Genomic DNA, 25,833 nt, shown 5'->3' on the forward strand with positions numbered 1-25,833 from the left:
AAAAAACGTGAATGTTCACAGATTAGGGGATGTATGAAGAAGAAAGATGCTTACATTTCACAAGTGAAAGTACGTCAAGATCCTGTTAATCAATTGGCAATTGAAATGCGTGCTAAACGCTTTGGTTTGACGATTGAAGAGGCTAAAAATCCGCTTGCTGGTACTTATGTTGGGCGGCTTTGTTTGCAAGGTGTGCTTACTCAAGACCAGTATGATGCAGCGCAAAAATATCTTGAAGTAAAAAATGACTATTTGTGTGCAAAAGGTTTACCAAGCGCTGTTTATGATGAAATGCCAACCTCTTCTGATGACAAAGCAAGAGAAAAATGGGTTGAATTTGCAACAGAACAGTTTTCTAATATGCAAGAGGCGATAAAAGAAACACAACATCTCTATAGACAGTATAATCTTTATGCAGCAATACAATATATTGTTGTTGAAGACCAAACATTACCACATCTTGTGAATTCATTGCGGGTCGCTCTTAACGTGCTTCATAAATATTTTGACAGAAAAACTAAATGGTAAATGTTTGTTATAATGTTTCAAAGGCAGTTGATTGCTCTTCTGATATTTCGGCTATAAATACTGCGTGAGAAAAGCTAAATAATATATATACGAATAGCTCAAAGAATGCGATATAGAATACAATACCCATAGAGAGGTTTTCGCGAAACTGAATCCAGAGAAGCATTGTTTGTAGTAAAAATGAAACAGGTAGCGCTTGTATTCTATATTGGATTGGTGCCATACAGACTGTAAGGGGAAGAGTAAGCATTAAAATAATTGTCCCTAACAAATAAGGGGCAAAAGAGCGGGGGAAAAACGTAGCAATGATGTACCCTGTAGAAAACATAATTATAAAGGTAACCACTGCTGTGAAATAGGAGAGTGCCATAAGGCGTAAGAATAAAAATAAGCTGCGTTTAGCAAAACGAAAGTAATAATTTATCGTTTTTTCTCCGTTTTTTTTCTTAATCGCTTTATGTTCTCTAAATCTTTCTCGTTTCTCAATTATTTCGTTCCATTTGCTTTTATCCTTTGTAAAAGCATAATCGATAGTTTCTAACGTTGGCAGTATTATTGTTAATAGTATTTTTCCTACTAAATTTAAGAACTCTTTTAGAGTTTCAAGTATGCCTCCTAGAAATAATCCAATGCCGTAAATTACTAATATAATAATATCAATTAATATTGGGATTATTAAGATAAGGATTACAATTCCTATAATAAACCACATTTTCTCCCCCTTTTTATTAATTATTAATCATAGTATTGAATTTTTAATTGATTTTTTTCTCAACCAGATTCATTCTGTTTTTCCATTATCATTATCTGTTTCTGTTGTTGCCAAAGCTTTTCGTATAATTCCTCAATTATTTTCTCTTGTTCCTTAATCGCTTTGTAGTGTCTATCGACCATCCTACTGTTTTCCTTAACTGCTTCGTTTCGTTGTATAATCGCTTTATTAATTTTTTCATTCTCATAATCAAACGCCATCTGAGAGTATTCGACTAAGCGATCATGTTCCAAATTTGCTATTATTCCTAGGTAATTTCTCCAAGCAAACAACAAAATTGCTACCACTAATAAAGAGTTTCTTGAAAATTCAAGATACCAAAGCACCCCGAGTACTATGACTAATAAAAGAGTACCTTGAAATTCTGTATTCCGACCATTCTCTGCTTCTTCCCGCATGTCAGAGACTATAGCCCATAGGATGAGTATACCCACTATTACTATGACAATATCACGCATTGTTCTCCCCCGCTTTTTGCTAATCAATAACTTTGTGCTTCCATATAATTGATTCGTTTAGAAGATACAATTGTGAGTGGTTGGTTGTTAAAGACACTAGATTTAGGTGAAAAAAATAAAAAATACACAATATCGTGATTTTTTTGTTGACAGGATATGAAAAATAGTGTCTTATGGCGTTGCTGTACTAGTCGAATTGCGTCTAGAATTACGGTAAAGGTATAACCTTTCTTATAAGTTTATCTGATTGTTCAGAGCCCTGCTTTTGCGGGGTTTTTTTATTGTCTTGTTTACAAAAAGAAACACACATGAAAACCACTGAAAAACTTGCAAAAAGAACGCCCCCAAAGGCAGGTCAAGGGCGGGTAAAAGGCGTGCCAAATAAAACGACACGTATTTTGAAAGAAGCAGTGCTTAAGGCAGCAGAGCGCGCTGGTAAGAAATATGGTGATGATGGTTTGGTCTCTTATCTCGAAAAACAGGCAATCAAATGCCCCGCTGCTTATTTGGCATTGTTGGGGAAGATTTTGCCTCTTCAAGTGACAGGGGAAGATGGCGGGGCGATTAAGATGATAACGCGTGTGGAAATCGCGCCTTTGGTCAATGACAACACGACAGATTAATATTGTTCCAAAGCTTATACCGATTTTTACAGGGGATGCTTTGGTGCGTGCTGCTTGGGGAGGGAGAGGATCTGGAAAAACGCGTTCCTTTGCCTTGATGGCTGCTTTAAAAGGCTATCAATTTGGTATGCAAGGGATATCAGGCACTATACTTTGTGCGCGTCAGTTTCAGAATTCTTTGGCAGAAAGTTCATTGGAGGAGATTAAGCGCGCCATTGAAGCGCATGACTTTTTAAAGGACTATTACAAGGTTGGGGAGTCGTCGATTAAGTCGATAGATGGTCGTATAGCCTTTCAGTTTTCTGGTCTTGACCGCAATATTGCAAGTATCAAGTCTATGGGGCGTATTTTGCTTTGTTGGGTTGATGAGGCAGAGCCAGTTACAGAGACGGCTTGGCAAACGCTTATACCGACTTTACGTGAAGAGGGAGAGGGGTGGAGAGCAGAGTTATGGGTGACATGGAACCCATTGCGAGAGAATGCCCCCGTTGAGAAGCGGTTTCGCTTTTCAGACAATGAGGCAATTAAGCGTGTTGAGATCAACTGGTCAGACAATCCTAAGTTTCCCAAGATCTTGAATGAAGCGCGGCTTGATGATTTGAGATCCCGCCCCGAGACCTATAAGCATATTTGGGAAGGGGCTTATCTTACAGCGGTTCAAGGTGCTTATTATCAAAAGGAAATGTTGGCAGCTGAGCAAGAGGGGCGGATAGGGCGCGTTGCTCGTGACCCTTTAATGCAGATACGCGCCTTTTGGGATATTGGGGGCACAGGAGCCAAGGCAGATGCAACAGCGATATGGATAGCACAATTTGTAGGTAGAGAGATCAGAGTGCTGGATTATTACGAGGCACAAGGGCAGCCATTATCAGAACATATCGGTTGGTTGCGTCAAAATGGTTATGAGAAGGCACTGATGATTTTGCCACATGATGGTGCGACCAGAGACCGTGTGCACAATGTAAGTTTTGAAAGTGCTCTTAATGATGCGGGATTTGAAACGCAGGTTATTCCTAATCAAGGGGCTGGTGCAGTCAAAATGCGGATAGAGGCAGTGCGCCGTATCTTGCCTTCAGTTTGGTTCAATGAGGAGACGACGGTAGCGGGTCGCAAGGCACTGAGCTGGTATCACGAGAAATGGGATGAGAAGCGCGGCATTGGTTTGGGTGCAGAGCATGATTGGTCCAGTCATGGGGCAGATGCTTTTGGGCTGATGTGCATTGTTTATGAAGCACCACGTATTAAACCGCAACAAGAACGTTATCGCACTATGGAAAGAGAAGCGGCATCATGGATGGCATTCTAAGTCATAACTCTAAACAAACGACAGATTTTGATGAATATGAACTCTATAGGCGCTTAAAATCTTGGTATGTTGAAGATATTGAACACGTTAATGAATGGCGTGAACAGGCGCGTGAAGATTTTGATTTTTATAATGGTCGTCAATGGGCAGAGGAAGATCTTGCGGTTTTAAAGGCGCAGCGGCGCCCCGTCATGACTTTTAACCGCATTGCACCCCTTGTGAATGCTATTGTTGGGGCGGAGCGTAATAATAAGCGCGAAGTACAGTTTCAACCACGGCAAATGGGAGCAGCAATACCCAATGAATTACTTACTGGAGCAGCAGAATGGTTTCGTGATGAGGCAGAGGCGGAATATGCCGATTCCGATGCTTTTCAGGATATGGTTATTTGCGGTATGGGCTGGACAGATACGCGGCTTGATTATGATACAGATCCCGAAGGGATACCTGCTGTTCAACGTTTAGATCCCTTAAAAATGGTTTGGGATGCCAATGCTGTAAGACCAAATCTCATTGACGCACAGCGTCTGTGGTATGTTGATCGTAAACCCATTGAAGATGCAAAAAATCTTTTTCCTGATGTGGCAGTTGAAGATCTTCATGCCGATTGGGCAATTGATAGTACAACCGCTTGTGAGGAGTATCATGTATCACTTGATGCCTATCATGAGGATTCCAATACTGCTTCATCATCAGAGTCACTTTCTGGAAAACGGTATGTGACACTTGTGGAATGCCGTTGGTTTGAATATGAGACTACTTACAAGGCGACTGATCTTCAAACCGGTCAGATGCGCAACTATAGCAAACAGGAGTTTGAACAGCTTCAAAGGATCATGCCACAGTTACAAGGCGCACGCTTTAATAAAAAAGTGGTGAGACGCGCTTTTCTGGGACGACGTCTTTTAGCAAAGCCCGATAAGCCATTAGCACCTGATGGGCAACTTGGGTGGGAGTGTATCACGGGCACGCTGGATAAGCTTAAAAACCAGTTTTACGGGATTGTTCGCCCCGCAAAAGACCCGCAAAAATGGTCGAATAAATATTTTAGCCAAGTGATGTATATCCTTAATAGCCAGTCTAAGGGCGGCTTGATGGCAGAACGAGACGCTTTCGATGATGATCGCCAAGCATTAGAAAGCTGGGCGCGAACGGATACGATTACTTGGGTTAAAAATGGCGCGCTTACAGGAGGGAAAATTCAACCAAAGCCAAGTGCACAATTTCCCAATGGATTTTTCCAGCTGTTTAATGAATCGCGTGAAGCGATAACGCATGTCACAGGGTTATCGGCAGAGTTTATCGGCACAAGAGAGGTTAATCAAGCAAATGTTCTGGAAAATACGCGCCGGCAATCAACGCTTAATTTGCTTGCGGGGCTGTTTGATAATCTCAAGCTTTATCGGTGTCGACAAGGAAAGATTATCCTTTATCTTATCCAGAATTATCTCTCTGATGGGCGTTTGGTACGGATTTCTGGACCAGAAAATGCGCAGTATGTACCCTTAACACGTGAAGCTGTCACAACGCTTGAATACGACATTATTGTTGATGATTCACCAACAAGCCCCAATGAAAAAGAGAGAACTTTTGCAGCAATTACGCAGATGTTGCCGTTGCTTGGTGGTTTCTTAACACCAGAGATGATTCCAGATCTTTTAAAGCTTTCGCCATTACCGGCAACATTGGTGGCAAGTTTAACGGCAAAAGCACAGCAAGCACAACAAGAACAACAGCAACAGCAGATGATGCAACAAAGCCAAGGAGCACAATTAACGCCAGAGCAACAAGCAAAGATTGCCGCTTTACAACAGGAAGCACAAGCAAAGGGAACACTCTATCAACTTGATGCACAACAAAAGCAGGTAGCGTTGCAGCAGAAAAATATTGAGCTTTTCTTGAAACAAGAACAAGCGCGCATGCAGCTCGAACTTCAACGAGCAAAAAATGAGATAGAGCAGCGTGACCTAGAGCGAAAGGCGTATCGAGCGCAGTTGGAACAGTATCGAGCAACAACCGAAAGAGCGCGAATCTACTAAAGGAGCAAAAGAGAATATGGAAGAAGAGTTTACACCTGAAGAACAAGCAATCTATGATGAACATTTTGCCAGTGATAATGCTGTTGAGTTGGTCGAGCCTGAACAAGTTGAGGAAGTTCTTGATGAAGAGGAAAGTTCTGAACAACCAGCTGTAGAACCGCTTCAGGAGCAGCCAAATTCTGATGCAATAGAATCTGATAAATTAGAGCAAGAGCGGCAAGCACGCCAAAAGGCAGAACAAAGCGCCATTGAAGCGCGTGAATTGGCTATTGAACTTGCGCAAAAATATGCCGCAATGCAAGAAGAAATCACGCGCCGCCGTGAGGAAAATGTTCCCTCCCTAGAAGACGACCCAAAAGCACATTTTGCATGGCTTAGTCATAAGGTACAAGAACAACAGAAATTGCTTGATGAGTTTTCTCATATGAGAGAGAGCCAAGAGCGCATGAGTCAAGAGGAATATGAACGCCAAAAGTTAGGGGATTATTTCGAGGAAGCCAAAGCGCAGGTACAAGATAAATATCCAGATTTAGACAGTATCACGGACTATCTCTATGAAAGAGCAGACAATGTTCTACAAGCGCAAGCAAGCCTTTATCCGCAATGGAAAGACCCTGTAGCACGGCAACAGCAAATTGGTGCTGAATTGCGCCAAATATGCCAGCAGTGTCAGAAAGCCGGTATAAATCCAATTGAGGTGCTGGTGCAAAAAGCGAAAGCTTTTGGCTATAGTGGAGCGCCCATGAAGGACGAAGTGGGAGTCCTTCAAGAGCGCTCTCAAGCAGCGCGGACGCTTACAGCGCGCGGCGGGCAAGTTCCAACAGGTGGTATGGATGTGAGAACGCTTTTTTCCATGCCGGAAGCAGAATTTGCAGCATGGGTTGAGAAAAATCCCAAAAAATTTGAACAAATTATGAGCAGAGCATGAAGATGTGCGCAATGGCGCGACAGAGAGAACCCAAGTGATTGTTATTGTTTGGGGGAGCCGCAAGGCGAGTTTTAAAACCAAGAAAGGCATTGATTGAAATGGCAGTAACAGAAGTAAAGCTCAATGACCCATTAGCCGTTGGCGTTTGGGCTAAGATGCTAAACACAGAGACCTCAAAAGCGTTGCCCATTGCACCGCTGATGGGGGAGAGCAAAAACAGCATTATCCAAGTGTTGGATGTGCTAGGAAAATCCGCTGGTGACTCCGTTACGAGTGGATTACGCGTCCAACTTATGGGGGATGGCGTTAGCGAGGGACAAACGCTAGAAGGCAATGAAGAAGCCCTCCAATTTATGAATGAAAAGGTGCACATCAACGAGCTTACTCATGCTGTGCGCATCAAATATGAAGGTTCTATTGATCAACAACGTGTTCCCTTTAATTTGCGTAAAGAAGCAAAAGATGGGTTGGTTGATTGGTATGCAGACCGTTTAAGTATGATGTTTTTCATTCAGGCAGCAGGCTATACAGCACCATGGATGCATTTTGAAGGGCGCAGCATAACGCTTAAACCGGTGCATTATGGTTTTAATGCGCCATCAGAGCCAAGCAAATTGCGTGTTATTCGTGCCAATAAGAAAAAGACTGATGAAGAGCTCACAAAAGATGATGTTTTTACATTAGATCTTATAGATCAAGCTGTTGAACGCGCAAAACTTGCAAATCCACGCTTGCGCCCGGTTCGTGTTGATGGAAAATCGGCATATGTGATGTATCTCCACCCAATACAGGTAACTCAATTGCGCACCAATACAAAGAGTGGTCAATGGTTAGACATTACCAAGGCAGCTTATGATGGCTCTGGAGCTAAGAACCCAATTTTTAATGGTTCTTTGGGGATGTATAACGGTGTCATTTTGCGTGAAGCTGAACATGTGCCAAATGGTGTTAATTCAAAGACAGGGGAGCCTGTTCCCTCTGTTCGTCGTGCTGTTTTGCTTGGTGCACAAAGTATCATCATGGCTTATGGGCGCATTGGTAATGGTGCAACAGGAGGTGATGATAAAAAGGGTGGTACACGTTATAAACTTGTTGAAGAATTATTTGATTATCAACGGGAATTTGGTTTGGCGGCAAAGACCATTATCGGCATGAAAAAGTCACGCTATACCTTGCCTCATTCTGATCAAGGGGGACAGGATTTTGGCACGATTGTTATCCCTTCTTTTGCCGAAGCAAGCTAAATTATTAAAGGATGACAATTATGGCAGAAAAATCGCTAATTACACAGGAACCTGATGAAACCGTTGAAACTGTTGAGACTGTTGAGACTGTTGAGATGACAGATGAGGGATTGCCACCTGTTTTGCAGGGACGTAACAACTCTACGCAGCAGGTTAGTTATTTACGAGCGCGTGTTAAATGTACAGACCAAGGGTTGATAACGAAAATTGGCGTTCTACCCCGAGGGGCTTTTATCAAAAGTATTACAGCTTATACCATGGAGGATTTTGAAGATGTAACGGCTACATTTGGAAAAGAGCCTCATGGTGATGATTATGGAACAAAAGCACTTACTCAAAATACCGATGGCAATGTGTATGTGCCCATGGAAGTACGAGATGTTCCATTAGAAGCTGAAAATACGATTTATATGACACGAGACAAGAAAAGCACCAAAGGTGATGCTGAGGTGATTGTTGAGTTTTACACCAATCGTTAAAGGCACAGATTTAAACGCATAAGGGGACGTTTGTTTTTTGCACGTCCCCTCATGTTTGGAAGAAAGTAATATGACAATAATAGTACAGACAGGTGGTCCGATTGGAGACAAACAGACCATTGCTCCTTGGGATAAAAATTTTATCCAGATGTTAAGTGATATTCAGGATGAAATAGATGATCAAACAGATGAGTATGTTGATCAAGTACAAAGGGCGATATTTTCGGCTATTCGCTTTTGTGAACGATTGCCTTTTTATTTCAATGAAAGCCGCGAAGTTGTTTTTACCACTCTAAAGGGCAAAAGCCGTTATGGCGCAGAGGAAAATCCAGTTATTCCGGCTGCTGTTCGCATTGTTGATGCTTATATTTATGAAGATAATCACAGCAAAGCAAAGCTTTTGCAGGTAGATCCGCTGGTTATTGAGAATCTTGAGAGTGATTGTAGCCATGGCATGCCTACACGCTATGCCTATTTTGAACAAAAGCTTATTTTGTATCCAACACCAGAGCGTATCTATTCTATCAGGCTTATTCTTGATCCTGTGAGGATAAAAGATATTGAGAGCGCACAAGAAGCGTCCATATGGTTTCGTGAAGCCTATGAACTGATCAAAACGCGTGCAAAATATGAAATTTATACCAATATTATTAAAGAACCGCAGATGGCCGCGGCTGCTTTTGCCATGTTTCAAGAGCAACTCGATGCGCTGCAAATTGAAACATCACGGCGCAAGAATTTATTAAAAATTCAACACACGGATTTCTGATGACCTTTATCCCTATTGCTGAGTATAGACCAGATGTTGCATTTATTAATAGTGGTTATTCCAGTGAGATCGTGAACGTTTTGCCTGCACCAAATTCGTATATTCCGTTTCCCATTGTGGCGCCGGTCTCAGATCCTTTTCCGGATGTGATTTTGGGGGTCTATGCGGTGCGCTCATTGGGTGGTGTGCGCATCATTGTGGGCGCACCAACAAAGCTTTATGAATATGACAACAGCACGCGCGGCTGGAAAGACATTAGCAAGCCTCACACACAATATCACGCCAATGAGACCGCGCTTTGGTCTTTTGCCTCCTTTGGGGATCATATTATTGCTGTTAATAGCAATGACCCACCACAAATGCTTTCGTTGAAAACAGATGAAAAGTTTTGTGATTTGAGTGGTAATCCGCCGCGTGCTGGACTTGTACGGGTGTGGGGTGATTTTGTTTGCTTGATGCAACTAACAGATAAGCCAAACCGTGTTCAGTGGTCAGGTCTCAATGATGCAACACATTGGACGGTTGGGGAGAAAAGTTGCGATTATCAAGATTTTCCTGATGGAGAATATGTTCAAGGGTCTACGGAATCAACAAATCCACTTATTTTTATGCGTTCCGCCATTTATCACGCAACCTTTGTACCAGGCTCTAAAATTATATTCAGTTTTGCAAAAATAAAAGACAAAATAGGGGCGAAAAGCAGTACAGCAATTGCAAGCCGTGGAGACTGTACTTTCTTTGTCTCTGATGATGGTTTTTATCAAATCAACAGTGCTGGTGAAATGCTTCCTATTGGCTTTGGAAAAGTCGATAAAACTATCTTCACACTTTACAATAACTTTGCCATTGATGAGATGAAAGCCTGTATTGATCCGGTCTATTCTCGTGTTTATTTTTCTATCAATGATAACACCGAAGGGATGCATATTTATGTTTATGATTGGCTCTTGCAAATATGGAGCGTTATTAAGGGGCAAAATCTTTTCTTATTTCCCCTCTTTGCAGCTGGTTATACATTAGAAGGCTTAGACGAAGTACAAGAGAGCTTGAAAGATTTACCCGCTTCTCTTGATAGTAAAATGTGGCAAAATGGTGCGCCTGTTTTAGGAGCCTTTACGCCAGACAACACATTTGGTTTTTTTGCAGGTCCTCCGATGGAAGCAGTTATTGCTTCACAAATTGTGGGGGATACGGGCAGGCAAATCAACCTGATGAGTGAGGCTTTTGTTCAAGCGGATACAACAAAAGGTTTTTTAAGTGTTGGGGCGGCTTTTATCATTGATAACAAGAACCAATTAAATTGGGCTAAAGAGCGTTATGCCGGCTATAATATTGGGATGTATAATATCCGCTCACGGGCGCGTTATCACGCTTTGCGTCTGAGAATACCAGAAGGCACGCCATGGACACATATAACAGGCTTTGATGTAACGCTCAAACCCGCGGGCATAAGATGAATTTTAAGATCTATAATACAGAAAAATGGAGCGCTGAACAAATGGCGCCCTATTTTGACAATGTCATAAAATCGATAGCTTATTTTAATCAAAAATTCCCTGATGATTATAATACAGAGACCATTTTAAACGATATTTTGAAGGGAGAAAAAGTTCTTTGGATTATCGTTGATGCGCATGAAAATTTTATGGCGCATGTCACAACACAGTTACAAGAACTCGTCACTGGAGCATTAAGGGCGGTTATTGTCACCCTTGGTGGAAAGGGAGGAGCACCCTTAACGAAGCTTATCACTCAGATTGAATCCTATTACAAGGAAAAAGGGGCAAAAGAGCTTGTCATCATAGGCAGGCGAGGGTGGGAAAAATCTCTTAAATCGCATGGATATCTCGTCAATCTTTTAGAATATAGAAAGCAGCTTTAACATGGGAAAAAGTTCTAAACCAATTCAGAATACCCAAAACACGACGCAAACAAATGCCCCTCCTGAATGGGCAAAAGGTATTTTTGAACACGCAGCTCAAGATGCCATGACTTTTTATAACCAAGGCAGCGGAAAAGCCGTTTATGACGGGCAGCGAGTTGCGGGTTTAAGTGATCAAACAAAGAATGCGATTAATGGGCTTAGCAATAATACGCATAACTATGATAACAACACTTTAAATGGAATAGCCACAGGGCAAAATTCAACAAGCCAAAACTTAAAGAACATGGCTTCAGGGCAACAAATAGGCAATAACCCTTACTTTAATGAAGCACTTCAAAACGCATTAAATAAAGCAACAAGCTCTATTAATAGTTCATTGGCAGGTGCTGGGCGTTATGGTTCGGGTGCACATACCGGCGTTTTGGCTGATGAATTGGGGGGCATAGCAACACAAGCTTTATCACAGCAATATAACCAAGATGTCAACAACATGATGAATGCCAATGGTCTCATTGACCAAGCAAACCAAAATCAGTTGGCGGGTGCCAATAACTTCTTTCAAGGTCAAGGTCAGGCAAATCTTAATGCGTTGACGGGAGGGAGTGTGCTTGATGCCAATCATCAACGGCAATTGGATGAAGAGCGGCAAAAATGGGAACAGCAGAACAATCTTGATTGGGACCAGTTAAGTAAGTTGCTCGCAGCTGGTGGGGCTGTTGCTGGAAATTATGGAACGCAAACAGGACAAAGGACAACATTGACTCCACAGCCAAAACCTAATCCGTGGGAGATTGTTGGAAATGTTGGAACTATCCTTGGTACTTTTGCTGGGCTTAGCGACATCAGAGCGAAAGAAAATATCGTACAAGTGGGGCAGCGAGATGGACACAAACTCTATGAGTATAATTACAAGGGCTATCCAGAGCGCTATCGCGGGGTGATGGCGCAAGATGTTTTGAAGTCAAAACCTGAAGCTGTTTTCTTGCATAAGGCGACAGGTTTTTTGCATGTGGATTATAGCAAGCTTGGCTTTGAGATGGAAAGGGTGCAGTGATGGAACAAGAAAACACAAATTCTCTTTTAAAGTTGTTTGATCCAAAATTTTTGCGTCCCTTGATGTATCAGGTCATGCCTCAATTGCCAAAGCATTTGTTCGAACAGCTTTCTACGCCTCCAAGCACGCCGTTGGAAGGGCGATACAAGCCAAGTTTTTTAGAACGTGCTGCTTTTAGCGCAAACCCTTTTGATGCGAGTAATGGGGATAATACTCCACAAAAATTGAGTCCTGCAGAGCTTATTCGCGGTTCTCAAACAGGAGGAGGAGAAGTTGGGAAAAAGACGCCAGCAGAATTGATTATGTCTACGGATGATTTAAAGCGCCAAATGCCCCCATTGCCAGATGTTTCAAAGGATACTGTTAAGATACAAGAGGCGCCAGAGCAACAAAAGCATGACTTCTCAGAGCAGGGAGGTGTTGCATCAATGATCCCTCAATCTCCACTTGTTGGGAATATCGATCAGTCTAGTGGGGATGAAGCTGGGCGACAGCAAAAAGATGTGATGGATTATATTGCTCAACTTAATGAGAAATCTATAGCGGAAAACTCTTTGAAAAACGATTCTGGAAATGATGAGGAAAAGCTTTTTGATGCACCTATAGGAGAAGAAAAACATTTGAATGCACACTTACCAGAAGAGGAGCATTTAAAAGCAAGTGCTAAGCCCGAACAGGCAACGGATTATGTAAACGCAGTTGGAAATTTTATCCATAAAGATGCAGACCCAAGTAGCTTATGGGAGCGTTTTAGAAAATCAGAATTTTCCGAGCATTTAATGGATTTTTTTGCAGGGTTAGCATCAGGAAAGACGCCACAGGAAAGTTTTTCAAATGCGGCACTTGTTATGCGGCAGGGCAATAATGTACGTGCTCAAAATAGACCAATTTTTGAGTTTTTACGCTCTAAAGGATATAGTGATAAAGACGCACAAGCCCTTGTGCAATATCCAGATCTTGCCATGAAAGTTATAGGCAACACGTTAAGCCCTCAAGAAGGCTATAGAACATTGACAGCGGAAGAAAAGGCAGAGCAGGGATTGCCTGAGGATATGGTTTTCCAAGTCTCAACAAGCACAGGGAAAATTATACCTGTCCAAGGAGGACAGCGTTCCACTGCTTCTGGATTAGGGGGGAATACCGATGGCATGCTGTCAAAGCCTGAATCAGGTTATATGTATGTTAAGGATGAAAATGCACTTGGTGGCGTACGTGCGATGCCAATTGCAGGCAGTGGTGCAGAACATAAATTAATTCAAGAACAGAAAGATGAGGAGCATAAAAACCAACAAATGCAAATGCGAATTCTGGAAACAGCAGACAGGTCAAATCGTATACTTTCGGCATCTAAAGAATTGCTAAAAATTGTTGAGGAATACCCGCATGTTGTTGGTTTCACTGGTCCTATAATGTCGTTCCTTCCTAATTCTCAGGCAAAAGATTTCGGGCACATGCTCGATTCGTTGAAGGCGAGTATCGGGCTTGATGCCTTGAGAAAAGCAAAAGCATTTTCACCAAATGGCGCATCTGGCTTTGGGAACTTGTCTAATATGGAATTGCAAGCATTGCAAAACTCTGTAGCGGCGCTGTATCAAGATCTTTCCGCAGAGCAAATGAAGAAATCTTTAAAAACAGTTATTGACACTTTCAACAAATCCAATGCAGCAACGCGCGCAATTCTTTTTGGTGGTGCAGAAGCAACAAGCGAGCTCGTTCGAGCCGCCTATGGGCAAGATGCTTATAAGGGAAATCATGCACAGTCAAATGATCCACTAGAAAAACAGATAGAAGCATTGCCGGAAGGCATGCTGTTCGTTGATAGTGACGGGCGCATTAAGGAGAAACAAACCAATGGCTGAAGTAATTCCTCCTCTTATTAATCGTAAAAACACAAGAGTCATTGGGCATATAAGTGACTATACACCAGAACAACTTCAAGAACTTTTCGCGAAGAATAAGGAAAAGCTAAGAGGTTCTGTTACAGGAAATAGTGGTGCAACAGAAGAAGATGGTCCACATCCAAGTGCAGCGGGTGCTTTTGGATGGGGTGCTCTTCACGGCTTAACCATGGGGTATGATGATGAAATAGCTGGAGTATTCGCTTCGGGACCTCTGGGACCTATTAATTATTGGATGGGAGATGAAGAAGCAGTCAAAAAATATAATGAAGTAACAAAGCGATGGCGTGACTATCAAAGAGCGGCGAACCGAGATCAGTTTTATCTATCTCTTGCTGGGAATTTAGCGGGTGCTGCGGCACCCGTAATTGCTTCTGCCCTCTTTCCACCCGCGGCAGGGGCGACTGCTGCCGCTCGTGCGGCAATTGGGGCTGATGTTGTGCTGGGAGGTAGAGCTGGTGTTGCAGGAGCACAAATAACCAGTAAAGCTTTAGCAGCAGGAGAAAGGGCGGTGCAATCTGCTTTAGCAGAGGGTGCGGAACGGGCAGCGGCAAAAGCTGCAGGTGAAGCAGCAATGAAAGCAGTAGCAAGCAAAGAGGCGGCAAAATTTAGCTTGGGGCGTGCAGCAAAAACTGGAGCCATTTATGGCGGAATAGCAGGTAGTGGTGAGGGGGAAGGGCTTGCAGATACTCTAGTGTCTGCTGGGTTTGGTGCAGGGTTAGGCGTTGCAACACCATTTGTGGCCAGTGGTGTATCAAAAGTGACGCCTTTTGTGACAAAATCACTTAAAGCAGCATTGAGAGGACCTATAAGCCCAGCTGAAATGGCAGCAAAAGCAGCGCTAATGCCAGAAAAAGAAGCATTTCAGGTAAGCGATAGAGCGCTTAGGGATGTAAGCCAAGCTTTAGGGGATGAAGGTGTTGATAAACTTGAAAGGGCATTAAAACAGCGTGGTCCTGATTCAATGATTATTGATCTTCACGATGGGCTTGCGACAAGAGCTTTTGAGGCAGCAAAAAAAGACCATGATACATATTCGCTCATAAGTAATCGTTTGAATGAAAGACAAGATGCGAGTGCACTGCGGGTAAAGGATGCGTTGACAGATGTGATGGGTCCAAAAGTAGATACGCTTAATTTAAAGCAAGAGATTATCAAACAAGCACAGAAAAAGGCTGAATCATTTTATGAGAGGGCGAAAGCTTCTCCTATTTCTAATGCTGCTCGTGAAGATTTATCGCGGTTGCAAGAAAACCCCGCGTTCCAAAAAGCCTATAAAAAAGCAATTGCGCGAATGCCAAATGAAGCGGATGCAACAGTTAGAGGGAGCAATGGATATCCAAAGCTGAATATGCGAATTTTACATAAGATGAAAGAGGTTTTGGATGATCAAATTAATTCTGCTCGTATCAAAGGAAAACAAGGATATGCGCGAGATTTGACTCTGTTCAAACAACGCATTCTGGACGTTTTAGATACGTCATCTCCAGATTATGCTAAAGCACGGAAAATTTATTATGACGAGCGTACTATTGGTGATGCCCTCGAGCAGGGAGAGCAAGCGCTGAAGAAGAGCGTTAATCTCGATACAATCAACAGTCAACTTTCAGATTTTGGGTTAATGGAAAAAGATGCGTTTCAAAAAGGTGTACGGTCGCAACTAGAGGATGCGGCAGGCAATGCACAGAATTTTGACCACAATCTTTTGAGTTTGTTTGACACGCAAAATGGTCAAGAAAAATTACAGCGTATTTTTGGTGAGGATAAAGCCAAGCAACTTATGAAAGTGTTGCGACCAGAAGTGGAAAGAACAAAGCTTTTTGCACGATTGCCAAACCATATGGGTGAAGTGGAAGAGAGGGGGGCACAACAGACTATGGGTATAGGAAAGATTGCTTTCATCAAGGCAGTTGTAAAAAATTTCGCAAGAGAATTTGGACGCAAATTCTCAAGCGTCCATAAAGATACTGAGAGAGATATTGCAGCGCTTATAACAGCGCGGGAAAAAGGAGATTTTGGGTTAGCAAGGGAAAAAGCTATTGAATTAATTAAGAAGTTTCATGAAGCAGAAAAGAAACGCTTAATAACACGAGAAAATTATACGAAATTCATTAATTTTGTTGGCATTATTTTGAATAGCAGCGTTGATAGAACGGTTATAAACTAATGATCAATTTTCATCCCAATGTGAAGCGTGCTATCTCACAGGCAGCACAAAAATATGGTTTACCAGAAAGCTTTCTTGAACGTGTTGCTATGATAGAAAGTAATGGTAATCCAAATGCAAAAAATAAGAACAGTAGTGCGGGAGGGCTGTATCAATTTTTAGATTCAACAGCAAAACACTATCAACTCAATAACAAGTTTGATCCCTTTCAAGCAACCGATGCTATGGCACGGTTAACGAAGGATAATACGCGTTATTTATCCACAGCATTAGGCAGAGAGCCATCAGAGGCAGAGCTTTACCTCGCACACCAACAAGGACCAGCAGGGGCTGTAAAGCTTATCAAAAATCCACATATTCCAGCAAGCCAGCTTTTAGGGAGCCAAGCAGTCACACTCAACGGTGGCAACATGGAAGCTACAGCAGGGGATTTTATGAATCATATTTATGGGCTTTACAATAAAACGGGAGATGCTTTGAAGAGAACGATACAGCAAAACCAAAGCAATGGACAAGCAGCACCAAACGAGGTGGGTCCTTTGCGTGGATTTGAGAGGCTTCAAAAGACACTTCAAGGTAATCAAGAGGGGCAAGGTGATCAAGGGGGCAACCAATTAATGGCATATGATACGCCATTCCCAAACAGAATGATGGCACCTGAAAGCGGAGATAATTTAACAGGACAGGTTATGGAAACCACACCATTGCAAGCACAAGGTATTGATGCAGGTGCTCTTAAAAAGGGCTTTTCTGGCTTGCTTCATTTAATGAGAGAGAATGGAGAAAGACAAAAACAGCAGGCACAGATGGTACAGCAACAAATGTTACAGCAACCCGTCATGGCGGGATTCTCACAATCGACTGGGCGCCCGACAGATTTAACAGCTCTCATTGATCCCTCTAGGCGGCAATCTGTTGGTTCCTATGGGCGGCAAAAAGAAGAGCAATTGCGCGAAGAGTTATTAAGAAGAACGGGGGCTTATCATGTCTGATATTTATGACTGGTCACTCACAGCTGATCAAAATGCCAATTCAGATAGTATGATTAATTGGGCAGAAGGGCAGCCGCCTAGTTCTGTCAATGATAGTGCGCGGGTCATGATGCAGCGTATACGTGAATATCTTGCCGATAATGGTGGTTCTCTTGACTCAAAGTTTATTGTGAATGCAAAGGAACAAACTACATCAATTACGTTGACGACGGTGTCGCCAATAGCAAAATATAAAAACGATATCATTATCCGTTTTAAGGCGCGTGGTATGAATATTGGCACGACAACAATAAATATGAATAGTATGGGAGCAAAGCCACTCTATAAAGCTACCAGCACGGGGATAGTACCATTGACAGGTGGTGAGTTACAAATGGGTGGCATTTATGAAATAATCTATAATGATGGCGCATCAACAAAAAGTCTTGAGGGCTGGTATCTTTTAAATCCTACCCCCATTCCACCACCAAAGATTGAAACCTTCCCTTGTGGGTTTATTGCGACCTTTGCTATGCAAGAAGTGCCAAACGGTTGGCTTTTATGTGATGGCGCTACTTATGAACGCAAGGATTATCCGCAATTATTCAAGGCGATAGGGGATAAATGGGGAAAAGACAGCGATACAACCTTTAAAGTTCCAGATTTTAGAGGAGTGTTTTTGCGCGGCTTTGATGATGGTCGCGGTTTAGACAGAAGTAGAAAATTTGCTGATATACAGCAAGATTGCCTTAAATCGCACACACATGCTTGTACCATTGAAGAGGCAGGTCAACATACGCATAAGCATGATTATTCTATGATTACAAGATTTGGTCAAATAGGTGGCAGAAATCCTGCTTTTGGTAATTCATATTATACAAAAGATACACAACCTGCTGGAGTGCACACGCACAAGGTAACACTTTCTTCAACGGGCGAGGCAGAAACACGCCCTGTTAACGCTACGGTTGTTTATGCCATAAAATCATAAGGTTTTCAGATGATCAATAATCCGTCTGCTATTGATGATATTGCGGACGCGGAGCAAATCCGCGTCCTTTTTTATGCAAGCAATCGAATGGTTCATGCACCATTGAATAAGGTGCTTGATCTCGTCAAAAGCGACATACATCATGATCTTTTAAGCGCTTTGGCAGAGTATCAAAAAGCGACAGATCAACGCATAGAGACCATGCAAAAACTTATTGATGAATTACAGTCTCTCATCACCAAAAATCTCAAAAACAGACTTACTAAGGAATGAACCGCGATGCCATTACCCTATCATACGCATATATTTAAGCTTGAACCAGCAACAAAAGAAGAAGTCAAAGAAGGTGTTTTAGATAGAAAGGCTCTTGCACCTGTTTCAGTGGGGAGTGCAGCAGCTTATGAGGTAGAATATTTTGCAACTGCTGCTCAAGGGAAAAAGGCTGATGATGCTGTTGCTAAGAGAGATATTGGAGCTCTTGCTTACAAAGATAAGGTCACAATCAACGATATTGAAGCAAGTGGTGAAGCGCATGAGAATGCTATTTTATCAGGCGCTGGCTGGGTAAAAATATCGCCTTTAGGGATTGGCGATATGAAGGCTGCTACATATGACCCGGACAATGTGGGGTCAAATGCATTTTCTATGGAAAATATGCACGAGGGTCCTAACAAAAAGATCTTAACCACAGAGGAAAGATCAAAGCTACGATGGTTGAGTCCTACGCAGCCAACGATGGAAAAATGGCGGAGGGGAGATGAAGGTGCTTATTATCCCATATCTCCAGTAGATCTCAAAAATACCATTCGTTATTTTGTAGACTCAAAGTCTGTTGGTATGTCAAGATTGATCTATGATCCAGATAAAATAGCAAAAAATGCCTTTGATATGGAGAATATGAAAGAGGGGAACACGCATCTTATTTTAACCCCTCAAGAACGTGCACAGGTTGCAAAAATTGATAAAATTGAAGATGTGGCACAGCACGCACAGGAAAGTGCACAACAAGGGCTTTATGCAGCCAGTGAGGCAAAGGATATTGCCAATGTTGCATTAAGTACAGCAAAGGATGCAAAAGTTCACGCTGTAGATGCGAAAAATACCGCTGAAGCTGCGCAAAAAACAGGAGATAGGGCACAAGCTGTAGCAAGTGTCGCACAAGAAACAGCGGATAGTGTACAGAAAAAAGTTGATCTCATTCAACCTCTTGCAAAACAAGACTGGATTGATGGCACAAAAACAGTGGATGCCCTTATCTCACCAGCCAAACTGATGGCTTCAATCAAAGCAAATAGTAGCCATAGCAGCGGCGGTGGCAACAATGGTGGCGGGGTAAGCAAACCTGTTGAAATTCTGATGACGGAAAGTGGAGATATTCCACTGCCTGCTGGTATTACTTCTGACACCGATATCGAAGTATGGGCTTGGGGTGGTGGAGGTGGTGGCGTTAAGGATGGCGGTGGCGGCGGTGGTCAATGCGTGCATGTTAAAATGAAAGGTTCTGATTTAGATAAATTAAAAACAGCTTACATTGGTCGTGGTGGTAAAGGCAACGACAGTAACATTTTGTGCAATGGTGGCAGAACAATGATCAAAGGTCTTGTTACAGCAGAAGGAGGATATTCCGTCTCCATGGCTCTCGTTAACTTTGGAGGGAAAGGCGGTGATGGAGGAGGAAACAGAGGGGGCAGCAGTGGGGAGAGTTTTATTTTTTCTGGTGGGAATGGTGGAGGAAGTGGAAGTGACGGCAAGAGAGCTGGTACCGGTGGAAGTTCTTTTCTTGGCGGCGGCGGTGGAGGTGGTGGTCAATGCAAGGGTTCTATCATGGGGCAGGGTGGTGAGAGTTACAAAGGTGGTAACGGTGGTAGAGGTGGTAAAGAATGTGGTGGTGGCGGCGGCGGATATTTTGATGGGAAACACGGAGGCGACAAAATTGGCGGCGACGGCGGTGACGGAGCAGTACTCATAAAGGTATATTTATAAGGTGAATTGAACAATGGCACGGAAAATAAGTAAAGACTGTTTATACTGTTTAAAAAAGTGGGAAGGTTTGCGCTTGCAGGCTTATCAAGATACTTCTGGCATATGGACGATTGGTTATGGTCATACGAAAAAAGCCGGTCAACCAACAGTTGTTGAGGGTATGGTGATTACGGAAAAAAAAGCCGAAACCATGCTTTTAGCAGATTTGCAGCAATATGAGAGAGCGGTAGAAAAAGCAGTTTGTGTGAATTTAAGCGATGAACAGTTTGGCGCTCTTGTTTCCTTTTGTTATAATGTGGGTATTGCAGCTTTCCAAAACTCTACATTGCTTAAAAGGCTTAATCGGGGGGATTATGAAGCCGTTCCCTTCGAATTACAAAAATGGACTAAAGCGGGAGGCAAACGTTTACAAGGTCTTGTACACCGGCGTGTAGCAGAAGCAGGGCTGTGGGCGAAAGGGGCTTATGTTTCTTCTAATTATCAAACAGTAGAAATGAACCAACCAACAGGGTTTCTTAAAGCAGAAGCATTGGCACCCATTATTGGTTCGTTCTCAGGTCTTGGTGGATTTTTAGCGGGCAATGGACCCATTCAATGGGCATTAGCCGCTGTTATGATTTTAGCGGCATGTACGGGCATTTTCTTTGTTGCTAAACGCTTTCAGGAGCACCGCCTATGATGTTATGGATGAAAAAAAATCTCATGCTCACAGGTGCGGCTTTCGCCGCTTTTTTTATAGTTTTAGCGAGAGTTTTTACCCTTGGCAAAAAGGCTGAACAGCAAAAACAAACAGAAAATTCTTTAAAGGCAGCAACAGCACGGCTTGAGGTGGAAAATGAAATTAATAAAAAAAGTGATGCTGATGTGCGTGCTGCTCTCTCTGACTGGTTGCGTGACCCATAAATATGCTTCTTCTTGTATTGGTTGGTTGCCCATTTATTTAGACAAGAGAGATGTTAAGGTCATCAGTTCAAACTTAGCAAGAGAGATTTTAAAACATAATAAGCAGGGCGAACGCTTGTGTGGGTGGGAACATGGTAAGAAAAAAGGGTGAAAAACACACAGAGCTTACAGAAGCGGAAAAAGAAATGCTTCAAGAAATGATCATTACCTACCAAAGTGTGAAAGTAATGTCGCGTCTCATGAAGTGGATAGCATTTTTTCTTTTTTTACTTATCCTTGATTTTGCACGCCTCATGGATGCGATAGATAATATCATTGCACATTTAAAACAGTGGTTCACCAAAAATTAGAGCCTACAAAACTTTTCCTTTAAAAATATGACAAAACAAGATTTTACACAGACACTGTTTGCGTGGATGGGTGGAAAACATTATCTACGTAAGAAAATTATACCGATTTTAAATAGTATTGATCATGAAACCTATATTGAACCGTTTTTAGGTTCAGGGGTTATTTTTCTAAACAAACGACCAGCGAAATATTCCGTCATTAATGATTTGAATGGAGAGATCACGAATCTGTTTCAATGTGTTCAAAATGACTTTGATGATTTAGCTAAACGATTGGAGTGGTTTGTTTGTTCAAGACAGTTGTTTTTTGAACTTGCTGCTATTGAACCAGAGAGCTTATCGAAAATTGAAAGAGCAGCACGCTTTTTGTTTCTTCAACGTTGTGTGATGTATGGGAAAGAAGATTACTACTCTTTTAGCTTTGTAGGAAAAAAAACGGTAAGCTTTAATCCGGACAAACTTTTAGCAAGAATGAAACGTGTTAGACAGAAGCTTCTGGATACAGTTATCTTAAATTTATCGTGGGAACGTGTTGTGGAGCTATTTGATGCGCCCGACAGTTTGTTTTATTTAGACCCACCTTATCTTATAAAGAAAAAGTGTTATAGCTCTGGAAATTTTGTTAAAGATGATTTTGCGCGCATGGCAAAAGTTCTTAAAGGTATTCAAGGAAAATTTGTCTTGAGTCTGAATGATTGTGATGCTGTTAGAGATATCTTTAAAGATTTTGACTTTTTAGAATTAGAGACCCTTTGGACATCCGGTACGGCAAAAAAAACTCCCCGAAAAGAACTCTTGATTCGCAATAATTGAGGAAAATCATAAAAAGATTTGTTAGACTGATAAAAGTTATTAGAGAAAGCTGGCAAAAAGAATGCTCTTTGTAAAGGAAAGTGTGAAAATCCTATTCCCTAACCTAATTATATATACCCTAACTATTAAAAAATATTGATAAAATCAATGTATTATAGCATATAATTTTATGATTCGAATTCAGGTACCCCAGCCATACTTTAATGAAATCAGTCAAGCAATTTTTAGGAAATTTTGAAAGCGGATTAAACCTCTTAGTGGTTTGTTGTTATTGATATCAAGTCTGGTAAGCTGAGAAATATCCATTTTTAGCGCGTTAACTCTCTAATACGCTAAGGTTCTTTTTGATGATTATTGCCAACACAGTCTTTTAAAAGATTCTTTTTTATTAAGAGAGTGGGTTTAAATGATTGAGGCTCACTTAAGTAGATAAAAGCTAGTTGGATGGGTTATAGGAACACCAGCGAGCAATTTTTCGTATTCCGCCATCTTCATTACGTCGTACAGCATAAAAATAACGCTGATCAGGAAATATATTTCGTTGCATATCGCGGACAATATGTGCAGTATGGCCATAAGGTGCTACATAATCAATAAACCATACGTATTTTCCAGTCTGCCAGTCAGCATTGGGTAAAAGCTCTCCCTTTTCAAGCATAGATTGATGATTTTTCTCATCTAAAAAAGCCCAAGTGATAAAGGCGCAAAATTCTCCACGTTCATTTTTATAGAGTTTATATTGCCCAGTCTGTAAAGCTGGTCCTAAATTTCGATCTATATCCCAGATTCGCCAGCGGCGGTATAAGGGAGATGTAAGCATTAAAACAACCATAGCTCCTAACGCTGTAAGAGGATCTATGAGTGAAGGTGATGAATTTTCATTTACAGACATTATCTTTCCTTTAGAGATTGTTCTAAAACTTTGGTGATAGGTTCAAAGAAATAAGAAATGAGCCGCCGTTTTGAGGTAATGACATCCGTTGTCACAGTCATGCCAGGGATAAATTTAAGTTGTTTGTTATTCAAAGTGATGTGATCTTGGTCAATTTTGATTAAAACAGCGTAGGCACCATTAATTTCTTTATCATAGCGCGCTGTAGCGCCTACATTAACGACTGTACCGTGGATAACACCGAAACGTTCAGGTGGAAAGGCAGAAAACTTGATGTAAGCACGTTGGCCCTTTTCTAAAAAACCAATATCTCGATTATCAAAAAACGCTTCAACAATGAGACCGCCCGCACCAGGGACAATGCGCATGAGCGTTTTACCAGCCTCTACAAAGCCACCCAAAGTATGGATACTTAAATCATCGATACGTCCATCAACAGGTGCATAAAGTGATAAGTGGTCAAGATGGTATTGAGTGCTATCAAGCTTTGCTTTTAATCCTTGAAGATTCAGTTCTGTTTCACGCGAAAGTTGGCGATAGCGGGCGATTTCATCGGAAATGAGACTTTTCCGTTGTTGGCGGAGGGTGTTTATTTCGGCGGCATTTTCTTCCAAACGTCTTTGATTGGTTAAAATTTCATGCTCGACATTTTTAAAATCATGTAAACGCTCTAAATAAACCGCTTGGCTAATGACTTTTGTTTCCATCAGGCTTTTTGCAGCTTTTAATTTTCCTTGGCTTAATTGACGATCATCTTCCAACCTATCTAATTGCGCATGTTGTGTTGCACCGCTGCGCTCGACGCGGTCCGCTTGTGCTTTTAGCGCTCTTAATTTATCTTGGAGAGATTGAAGGGTAGCGCGAATGAGTTTTTCCCCTTCTATTCTTGCAGTCGTGTTGCCAGAAGGAGGAACTGGCAGATAGGCAAGCCCTTTGGTCACAAAATCTTCACCCAAAGGATCACTTTCATGCAAAGCTGTTAAAATAGCTGTTGCAATTTGTGCTTGAAGGGTTTGTTGCGCGATATCTGCTTGAACACGTGCACACTCATTGAGGGCTTCACGAGGATCTAATTGAATAAGGAGATCACCTTGATGAACAAATTGCCCTTCTTTTACAAGGATTTTCTCAATGCGTCCTGTATTTTGCGCTTGGACCAGCTGAACGTAAGCGGTGGGAATAACACTTCCTTGCCCCCGTGCAACAATCTCTGTTTTTGCGATAAAGCTGCCGATTACAATAAAGAGAAATAAGGAGACCAAAACAGCAACCACCATATGAAGCGTTGGTGACAAAGGGCGCAAATAGGGAGCTTTATCTGCCATTTTTTGCCTCCAAATCAGTAAAGTTTAAGACGGTTGCATGCTGAGGAAAGAGGTCACTTTTGTGGGTAATAACAAGAACAATACGTTCTTGCGAAAGTTTATATAAATGCTCAACAATTTGTGCACTGACAGTGTCATCCAATGCGGAAGTAGGTTCATCCAAAATAAGCAGGCTTGGGTTTATCAGAAAGAAACAAGCTAAAGCCAAGCGTTGGCGCTGACCACCTGATAAAAAACCACCTTGCTCTCCTACTTGAGTATTAAGTCCTAAAGGCAACTGAGCAATCAAATCATGGCAAGCACTAACATATAGTGCAGCGTCGATTTCATCTTTAGTGGCATCTGGTTTAGCAAGAAGCATATTCTCAAGAATGGTTCCGGAAAAAAGGCAAGGATTTTGAGGAAAATACGCGATTGTTTCACGCACGCTACGGACATCAAAATTCTGTAAAGGTTGGGCATTAATCAATATCTTTCCGCTTGTTGGGGGGTAAAGTCCACAAAGGAGCTTCGCCAAGGTTGTTTTTCCGCACCCTGAAGGACCAAGTAACATAATTGGTTGCCCAGGTTGTAAACAGACATCAAGATGATTGATAATGGACTTATCTCCATAAGAAAAACAGAGATTGTTGGCTTCAAGATGAGGAGGAGCGCTGAGTTGAAGAGGCGGCTTTTCTTCTTCCCATTCTGAAGGGGAGTTAAGAATATCGCCCAAACGAAGACGAGAGATTTTCAAATGCTGCCATTCTTCCCATAGGGATGCAAGGCTTAAGATAGGACCAGAAACATTTCCAGCGAGGAGATGAAAGGCAATAAGTTGTCCTAGCGTAATTTGGTTTTGAAGAACTGCCTGAGCACCAAAAAAGATAATAAAAATAGTGAAAAGATCACCAAAAATATGACTCATGGCTCCATTGAGAAGATGCAATTTACTGGTTGTAAGGCTTTGATCTAAACTACGGGCTAAAGTTTCTTGCATCCGTATTGTATGGGCTGGCTCCTTTACATGCGCTTTGATGGCTTCAAGATTGGTAAAACTTTCAATAAGGCGTGATTGATGGGCAGCTTGAAGAGTGAAAGCACGGCGTAATTGGCGGCGCAAGAAGGGACCGACTAGCGCTAAAGAACCCATTTGTAAAGGTAAAACAATAAGGACAATAAAGGTCAGTTTTGGACTAATGGAAAAGAGTGCAGCAATATAAATAATGGCAAAGAGAACATTTAGCACAGTTGTGGCGATGGTTCCTGTTAAAAAACCGCGAATTGTATCAACTTCTCCAATACGTGAAAACAATTCTCCCACTTGCCAACGGCGTAAAGTGGGCAAAGAGAGACTTAAAAGATGGGTGTAAATGCGCCGTCCAAATTCTAGCGTAAGCCGATTGGCTAAATAAGCTCCTAAGTAGCCTGAAAGAGTGCTAAGAGCTGTGCTAAACAGCATGATAGCAACCATCA

Annotated in this window: 27 protein-coding genes; 22 read left to right on the top strand and 5 right to left on the bottom strand. The window is 42.0% G+C overall.

The genetic code is table 11. The annotated features are described in order from the left end of the window. Nucleotides 1-33 precede the first annotated feature (33 nt). Nucleotides 34-528, top strand: a complete 495-nt coding sequence (locus PVV70_RS08735) for a hypothetical protein (RefSeq protein ID WP_273758871.1) — start codon at nucleotides 34-36, stop codon at nucleotides 526-528. A gap of 7 nt (nucleotides 529-535) precedes the next feature. On the opposite strand, the gene PVV70_RS08740 is transcribed toward PVV70_RS08735, so the two are convergent. Beyond that, nucleotides 536-1,240: a hypothetical protein gene (locus PVV70_RS08740; RefSeq protein WP_273758872.1), complete on the bottom strand. Its 705-nt coding sequence runs from the start codon at nucleotides 1,238-1,240 to the stop codon at nucleotides 536-538. A gap of 59 nt (nucleotides 1,241-1,299) precedes the next feature. After that, complete coding sequence (locus PVV70_RS08745; protein WP_273758873.1) at nucleotides 1,300-1,758, bottom strand: hypothetical protein; 459 nt, start codon at nucleotides 1,756-1,758, stop codon at nucleotides 1,300-1,302. Between the two features lie 308 nt (nucleotides 1,759-2,066). Here PVV70_RS08745 and PVV70_RS08750 point away from each other — a divergent pair, with 308 nt between their 5' ends. From PVV70_RS08750 to PVV70_RS08850, 21 genes are all read left to right on the top strand, one after another. Further along, on the top strand, nucleotides 2,067-2,381 hold the full coding sequence (locus PVV70_RS08750; RefSeq protein WP_273758874.1) for a hypothetical protein: 315 nt from the start codon (nucleotides 2,067-2,069) through the stop codon (nucleotides 2,379-2,381). Continuing rightward, complete coding sequence (locus tag PVV70_RS08755) at nucleotides 2,362-3,687, top strand: PBSX family phage terminase large subunit (RefSeq protein ID WP_273758895.1); 1,326 nt, start codon at nucleotides 2,362-2,364, stop codon at nucleotides 3,685-3,687. The genes PVV70_RS08750 and PVV70_RS08755 overlap by 20 nt, the downstream gene beginning before the upstream one ends. Then, entirely contained in the window at nucleotides 3,672-5,726 is a 2,055-nt protein-coding gene (locus PVV70_RS08760; RefSeq protein ID WP_273758875.1) for a portal protein, read from the top strand. The genes PVV70_RS08755 and PVV70_RS08760 overlap by 16 nt, the downstream gene beginning before the upstream one ends. A 16-nt stretch (nucleotides 5,727-5,742) precedes the next feature. Continuing rightward, the gene (locus tag PVV70_RS08765) at nucleotides 5,743-6,654 is read left to right on the top strand and encodes a hypothetical protein (protein WP_273758876.1); all 912 of its coding nucleotides are present in this window, start codon (nucleotides 5,743-5,745) and stop codon (nucleotides 6,652-6,654) included. 98 nt (nucleotides 6,655-6,752) lie between these two features. After that, nucleotides 6,753-7,898 carry a N4-gp56 family major capsid protein gene (locus tag PVV70_RS08770; RefSeq protein WP_273758878.1) on the top strand — a complete coding sequence of 382 codons (1,146 nt, stop codon included), beginning with the start codon at nucleotides 6,753-6,755 and terminating at the stop codon, nucleotides 7,896-7,898. A 20-nt stretch (nucleotides 7,899-7,918) separates the two neighbouring features. Then, entirely contained in the window at nucleotides 7,919-8,377 is a 459-nt protein-coding gene (locus PVV70_RS08775; protein WP_273758879.1) for a hypothetical protein, read from the top strand. Nucleotides 8,378-8,447: 70 nt separating this feature from the next. Next, a complete protein-coding gene (locus PVV70_RS08780; protein WP_273723903.1) occupies nucleotides 8,448-9,146 on the top strand; it encodes a hypothetical protein in 699 nt (232 codons plus the stop codon). Next, nucleotides 9,146-10,603, top strand: coding sequence for a hypothetical protein (locus tag PVV70_RS08785; protein ID WP_273758880.1), 1,458 nt, complete (start codon nucleotides 9,146-9,148; stop codon nucleotides 10,601-10,603). The genes PVV70_RS08780 and PVV70_RS08785 overlap by 1 nt, the downstream gene beginning before the upstream one ends. A 41-nt stretch (nucleotides 10,604-10,644) precedes the next feature. Then, nucleotides 10,645-11,028 carry a hypothetical protein gene (locus PVV70_RS08790; RefSeq protein WP_342760081.1) on the top strand — a complete coding sequence of 128 codons (384 nt, stop codon included), beginning with the start codon at nucleotides 10,645-10,647 and terminating at the stop codon, nucleotides 11,026-11,028. 1 nt (nucleotide 11,029) lies between these two features. After that, nucleotides 11,030-12,085 carry a tail fiber domain-containing protein gene (locus PVV70_RS08795; RefSeq protein WP_273758882.1) on the top strand — a complete coding sequence of 352 codons (1,056 nt, stop codon included), beginning with the start codon at nucleotides 11,030-11,032 and terminating at the stop codon, nucleotides 12,083-12,085. Further along, on the top strand, nucleotides 12,085-13,944 hold the full coding sequence (locus PVV70_RS08800; protein ID WP_273758883.1) for a hypothetical protein: 1,860 nt from the start codon (nucleotides 12,085-12,087) through the stop codon (nucleotides 13,942-13,944). Before PVV70_RS08795 ends, PVV70_RS08800 begins: the two co-directional genes overlap by 1 nt. After that, on the top strand, nucleotides 13,937-16,150 hold the full coding sequence (locus PVV70_RS08805; protein ID WP_273758884.1) for a hypothetical protein: 2,214 nt from the start codon (nucleotides 13,937-13,939) through the stop codon (nucleotides 16,148-16,150). The genes PVV70_RS08800 and PVV70_RS08805 overlap by 8 nt, the downstream gene beginning before the upstream one ends. After that, nucleotides 16,150-17,142: a transglycosylase SLT domain-containing protein gene (locus tag PVV70_RS08810; protein ID WP_273758885.1), complete on the top strand. Its 993-nt coding sequence runs from the start codon at nucleotides 16,150-16,152 to the stop codon at nucleotides 17,140-17,142. The genes PVV70_RS08805 and PVV70_RS08810 overlap by 1 nt, the downstream gene beginning before the upstream one ends. Beyond that, the gene (locus tag PVV70_RS08815; protein ID WP_273723911.1) at nucleotides 17,135-18,112 is read left to right on the top strand and encodes a phage tail protein; all 978 of its coding nucleotides are present in this window, start codon (nucleotides 17,135-17,137) and stop codon (nucleotides 18,110-18,112) included. The genes PVV70_RS08810 and PVV70_RS08815 overlap by 8 nt, the downstream gene beginning before the upstream one ends. A gap of 9 nt (nucleotides 18,113-18,121) precedes the next feature. Further along, entirely contained in the window at nucleotides 18,122-18,385 is a 264-nt protein-coding gene (locus PVV70_RS08820; RefSeq protein WP_273758886.1) for a hypothetical protein, read from the top strand. A 6-nt stretch (nucleotides 18,386-18,391) separates the two neighbouring features. After that, nucleotides 18,392-20,095: a hypothetical protein gene (locus PVV70_RS08825; protein WP_273758887.1), complete on the top strand. Its 1,704-nt coding sequence runs from the start codon at nucleotides 18,392-18,394 to the stop codon at nucleotides 20,093-20,095. Between the two features lie 13 nt (nucleotides 20,096-20,108). Continuing rightward, nucleotides 20,109-20,774 carry a lysozyme gene (locus PVV70_RS08830; RefSeq protein ID WP_273723914.1) on the top strand — a complete coding sequence of 222 codons (666 nt, stop codon included), beginning with the start codon at nucleotides 20,109-20,111 and terminating at the stop codon, nucleotides 20,772-20,774. Next, nucleotides 20,771-20,998 carry a hypothetical protein gene (locus PVV70_RS08835; RefSeq protein ID WP_273758888.1) on the top strand — a complete coding sequence of 76 codons (228 nt, stop codon included), beginning with the start codon at nucleotides 20,771-20,773 and terminating at the stop codon, nucleotides 20,996-20,998. The genes PVV70_RS08830 and PVV70_RS08835 overlap by 4 nt, the downstream gene beginning before the upstream one ends. Next, nucleotides 20,931-21,149 (top strand): hypothetical protein, encoded by a 219-nt coding sequence (locus PVV70_RS08840; protein WP_273758896.1) that lies wholly within the window; start codon nucleotides 20,931-20,933, stop codon nucleotides 21,147-21,149. The genes PVV70_RS08835 and PVV70_RS08840 overlap by 68 nt, the downstream gene beginning before the upstream one ends. Next, the gene (locus tag PVV70_RS08845; RefSeq protein WP_273758889.1) at nucleotides 21,130-21,348 is read left to right on the top strand and encodes a hypothetical protein; all 219 of its coding nucleotides are present in this window, start codon (nucleotides 21,130-21,132) and stop codon (nucleotides 21,346-21,348) included. The genes PVV70_RS08840 and PVV70_RS08845 overlap by 20 nt, the downstream gene beginning before the upstream one ends. 27 nt (nucleotides 21,349-21,375) lie before the next feature. Next, on the top strand, nucleotides 21,376-22,161 hold the full coding sequence (locus PVV70_RS08850) for a DNA adenine methylase (RefSeq protein ID WP_342760080.1): 786 nt from the start codon (nucleotides 21,376-21,378) through the stop codon (nucleotides 22,159-22,161). A 436-nt stretch (nucleotides 22,162-22,597) separates the two neighbouring features. On the opposite strand, the gene PVV70_RS08855 is transcribed toward PVV70_RS08850, so the two are convergent. From PVV70_RS08855 to PVV70_RS08865, 3 genes are all read right to left on the bottom strand, one after another. Next, the gene (locus PVV70_RS08855) at nucleotides 22,598-23,053 is read right to left on the bottom strand and encodes a toxin-activating lysine-acyltransferase (RefSeq protein ID WP_273758891.1); all 456 of its coding nucleotides are present in this window, start codon (nucleotides 23,051-23,053) and stop codon (nucleotides 22,598-22,600) included. Further along, nucleotides 23,053-24,378: an HlyD family type I secretion periplasmic adaptor subunit gene (locus PVV70_RS08860; RefSeq protein WP_273758892.1), complete on the bottom strand. Its 1,326-nt coding sequence runs from the start codon at nucleotides 24,376-24,378 to the stop codon at nucleotides 23,053-23,055. The genes PVV70_RS08855 and PVV70_RS08860 overlap by 1 nt, the downstream gene beginning before the upstream one ends. Then, nucleotides 24,368-25,833: peptidase domain-containing ABC transporter (locus PVV70_RS08865; RefSeq protein ID WP_273758893.1), on the bottom strand; the 1,466-nt coding region annotated here is incomplete at its 5' end. The genes PVV70_RS08860 and PVV70_RS08865, both read right to left, overlap by 11 nt.

It is taken from the genome of Bartonella sp. AU55XJBT, from assembly GCF_028618525.1.

What these genes read in the sequence shown, in the direction of transcription:
- PVV70_RS08735 (WP_273758871.1), top strand. Translation starts at nt 34, where the DNA reads ATGAAGAAGAAAGATGCTTACATTTCACAAGTGAAAGTACGTCAAGAT.
- PVV70_RS08800 (WP_273758883.1), top strand. Translation starts at nt 12,085, where the DNA reads ATGGAACAAGAAAACACAAATTCTCTTTTAAAGTTGTTTGATCCAAAA.
- PVV70_RS08740 (WP_273758872.1), bottom strand. Translation starts at nt 1,240, where the DNA reads ATGTGGTTTATTATAGGAATTGTAATCCTTATCTTAATAATCCCAATA.
- PVV70_RS08770 (WP_273758878.1), top strand. Translation starts at nt 6,753, where the DNA reads ATGGCAGTAACAGAAGTAAAGCTCAATGACCCATTAGCCGTTGGCGTT.
- PVV70_RS08760 (WP_273758875.1), top strand. Translation starts at nt 3,672, where the DNA reads ATGGATGGCATTCTAAGTCATAACTCTAAACAAACGACAGATTTTGAT.
- PVV70_RS08855 (WP_273758891.1), bottom strand. Translation starts at nt 23,053, where the DNA reads ATGTCTGTAAATGAAAATTCATCACCTTCACTCATAGATCCTCTTACA.
- PVV70_RS08765 (WP_273758876.1), top strand. Translation starts at nt 5,743, where the DNA reads ATGGAAGAAGAGTTTACACCTGAAGAACAAGCAATCTATGATGAACAT.
- PVV70_RS08780 (WP_273723903.1), top strand. Translation starts at nt 8,448, where the DNA reads ATGACAATAATAGTACAGACAGGTGGTCCGATTGGAGACAAACAGACC.
- PVV70_RS08860 (WP_273758892.1), bottom strand. Translation starts at nt 24,378, where the DNA reads ATGGCAGATAAAGCTCCCTATTTGCGCCCTTTGTCACCAACGCTTCAT.
- PVV70_RS08830 (WP_273723914.1), top strand. Translation starts at nt 20,109, where the DNA reads ATGGCACGGAAAATAAGTAAAGACTGTTTATACTGTTTAAAAAAGTGG.
- PVV70_RS08785 (WP_273758880.1), top strand. Translation starts at nt 9,146, where the DNA reads ATGACCTTTATCCCTATTGCTGAGTATAGACCAGATGTTGCATTTATT.
- PVV70_RS08805 (WP_273758884.1), top strand. Translation starts at nt 13,937, where the DNA reads ATGGCTGAAGTAATTCCTCCTCTTATTAATCGTAAAAACACAAGAGTC.
- PVV70_RS08840 (WP_273758896.1), top strand. Translation starts at nt 20,931, where the DNA reads ATGAAATTAATAAAAAAAGTGATGCTGATGTGCGTGCTGCTCTCTCTG.
- PVV70_RS08820 (WP_273758886.1), top strand. Translation starts at nt 18,122, where the DNA reads ATGATCAATAATCCGTCTGCTATTGATGATATTGCGGACGCGGAGCAA.
- PVV70_RS08755 (WP_273758895.1), top strand. Translation starts at nt 2,362, where the DNA reads ATGACAACACGACAGATTAATATTGTTCCAAAGCTTATACCGATTTTT.
- PVV70_RS08850 (WP_342760080.1), top strand. Translation starts at nt 21,376, where the DNA reads ATGACAAAACAAGATTTTACACAGACACTGTTTGCGTGGATGGGTGGA.
- PVV70_RS08815 (WP_273723911.1), top strand. Translation starts at nt 17,135, where the DNA reads ATGTCTGATATTTATGACTGGTCACTCACAGCTGATCAAAATGCCAAT.
- PVV70_RS08790 (WP_342760081.1), top strand. Translation starts at nt 10,645, where the DNA reads ATGGCGCCCTATTTTGACAATGTCATAAAATCGATAGCTTATTTTAAT.
- PVV70_RS08810 (WP_273758885.1), top strand. Translation starts at nt 16,150, where the DNA reads ATGATCAATTTTCATCCCAATGTGAAGCGTGCTATCTCACAGGCAGCA.
- PVV70_RS08795 (WP_273758882.1), top strand. Translation starts at nt 11,030, where the DNA reads ATGGGAAAAAGTTCTAAACCAATTCAGAATACCCAAAACACGACGCAA.
- PVV70_RS08845 (WP_273758889.1), top strand. Translation starts at nt 21,130, where the DNA reads ATGGTAAGAAAAAAGGGTGAAAAACACACAGAGCTTACAGAAGCGGAA.
- PVV70_RS08775 (WP_273758879.1), top strand. Translation starts at nt 7,919, where the DNA reads ATGGCAGAAAAATCGCTAATTACACAGGAACCTGATGAAACCGTTGAA.
- PVV70_RS08825 (WP_273758887.1), top strand. Translation starts at nt 18,392, where the DNA reads ATGCCATTACCCTATCATACGCATATATTTAAGCTTGAACCAGCAACA.
- PVV70_RS08750 (WP_273758874.1), top strand. Translation starts at nt 2,067, where the DNA reads ATGAAAACCACTGAAAAACTTGCAAAAAGAACGCCCCCAAAGGCAGGT.
- PVV70_RS08745 (WP_273758873.1), bottom strand. Translation starts at nt 1,758, where the DNA reads ATGCGTGATATTGTCATAGTAATAGTGGGTATACTCATCCTATGGGCT.
- PVV70_RS08835 (WP_273758888.1), top strand. Translation starts at nt 20,771, where the DNA reads ATGATGTTATGGATGAAAAAAAATCTCATGCTCACAGGTGCGGCTTTC.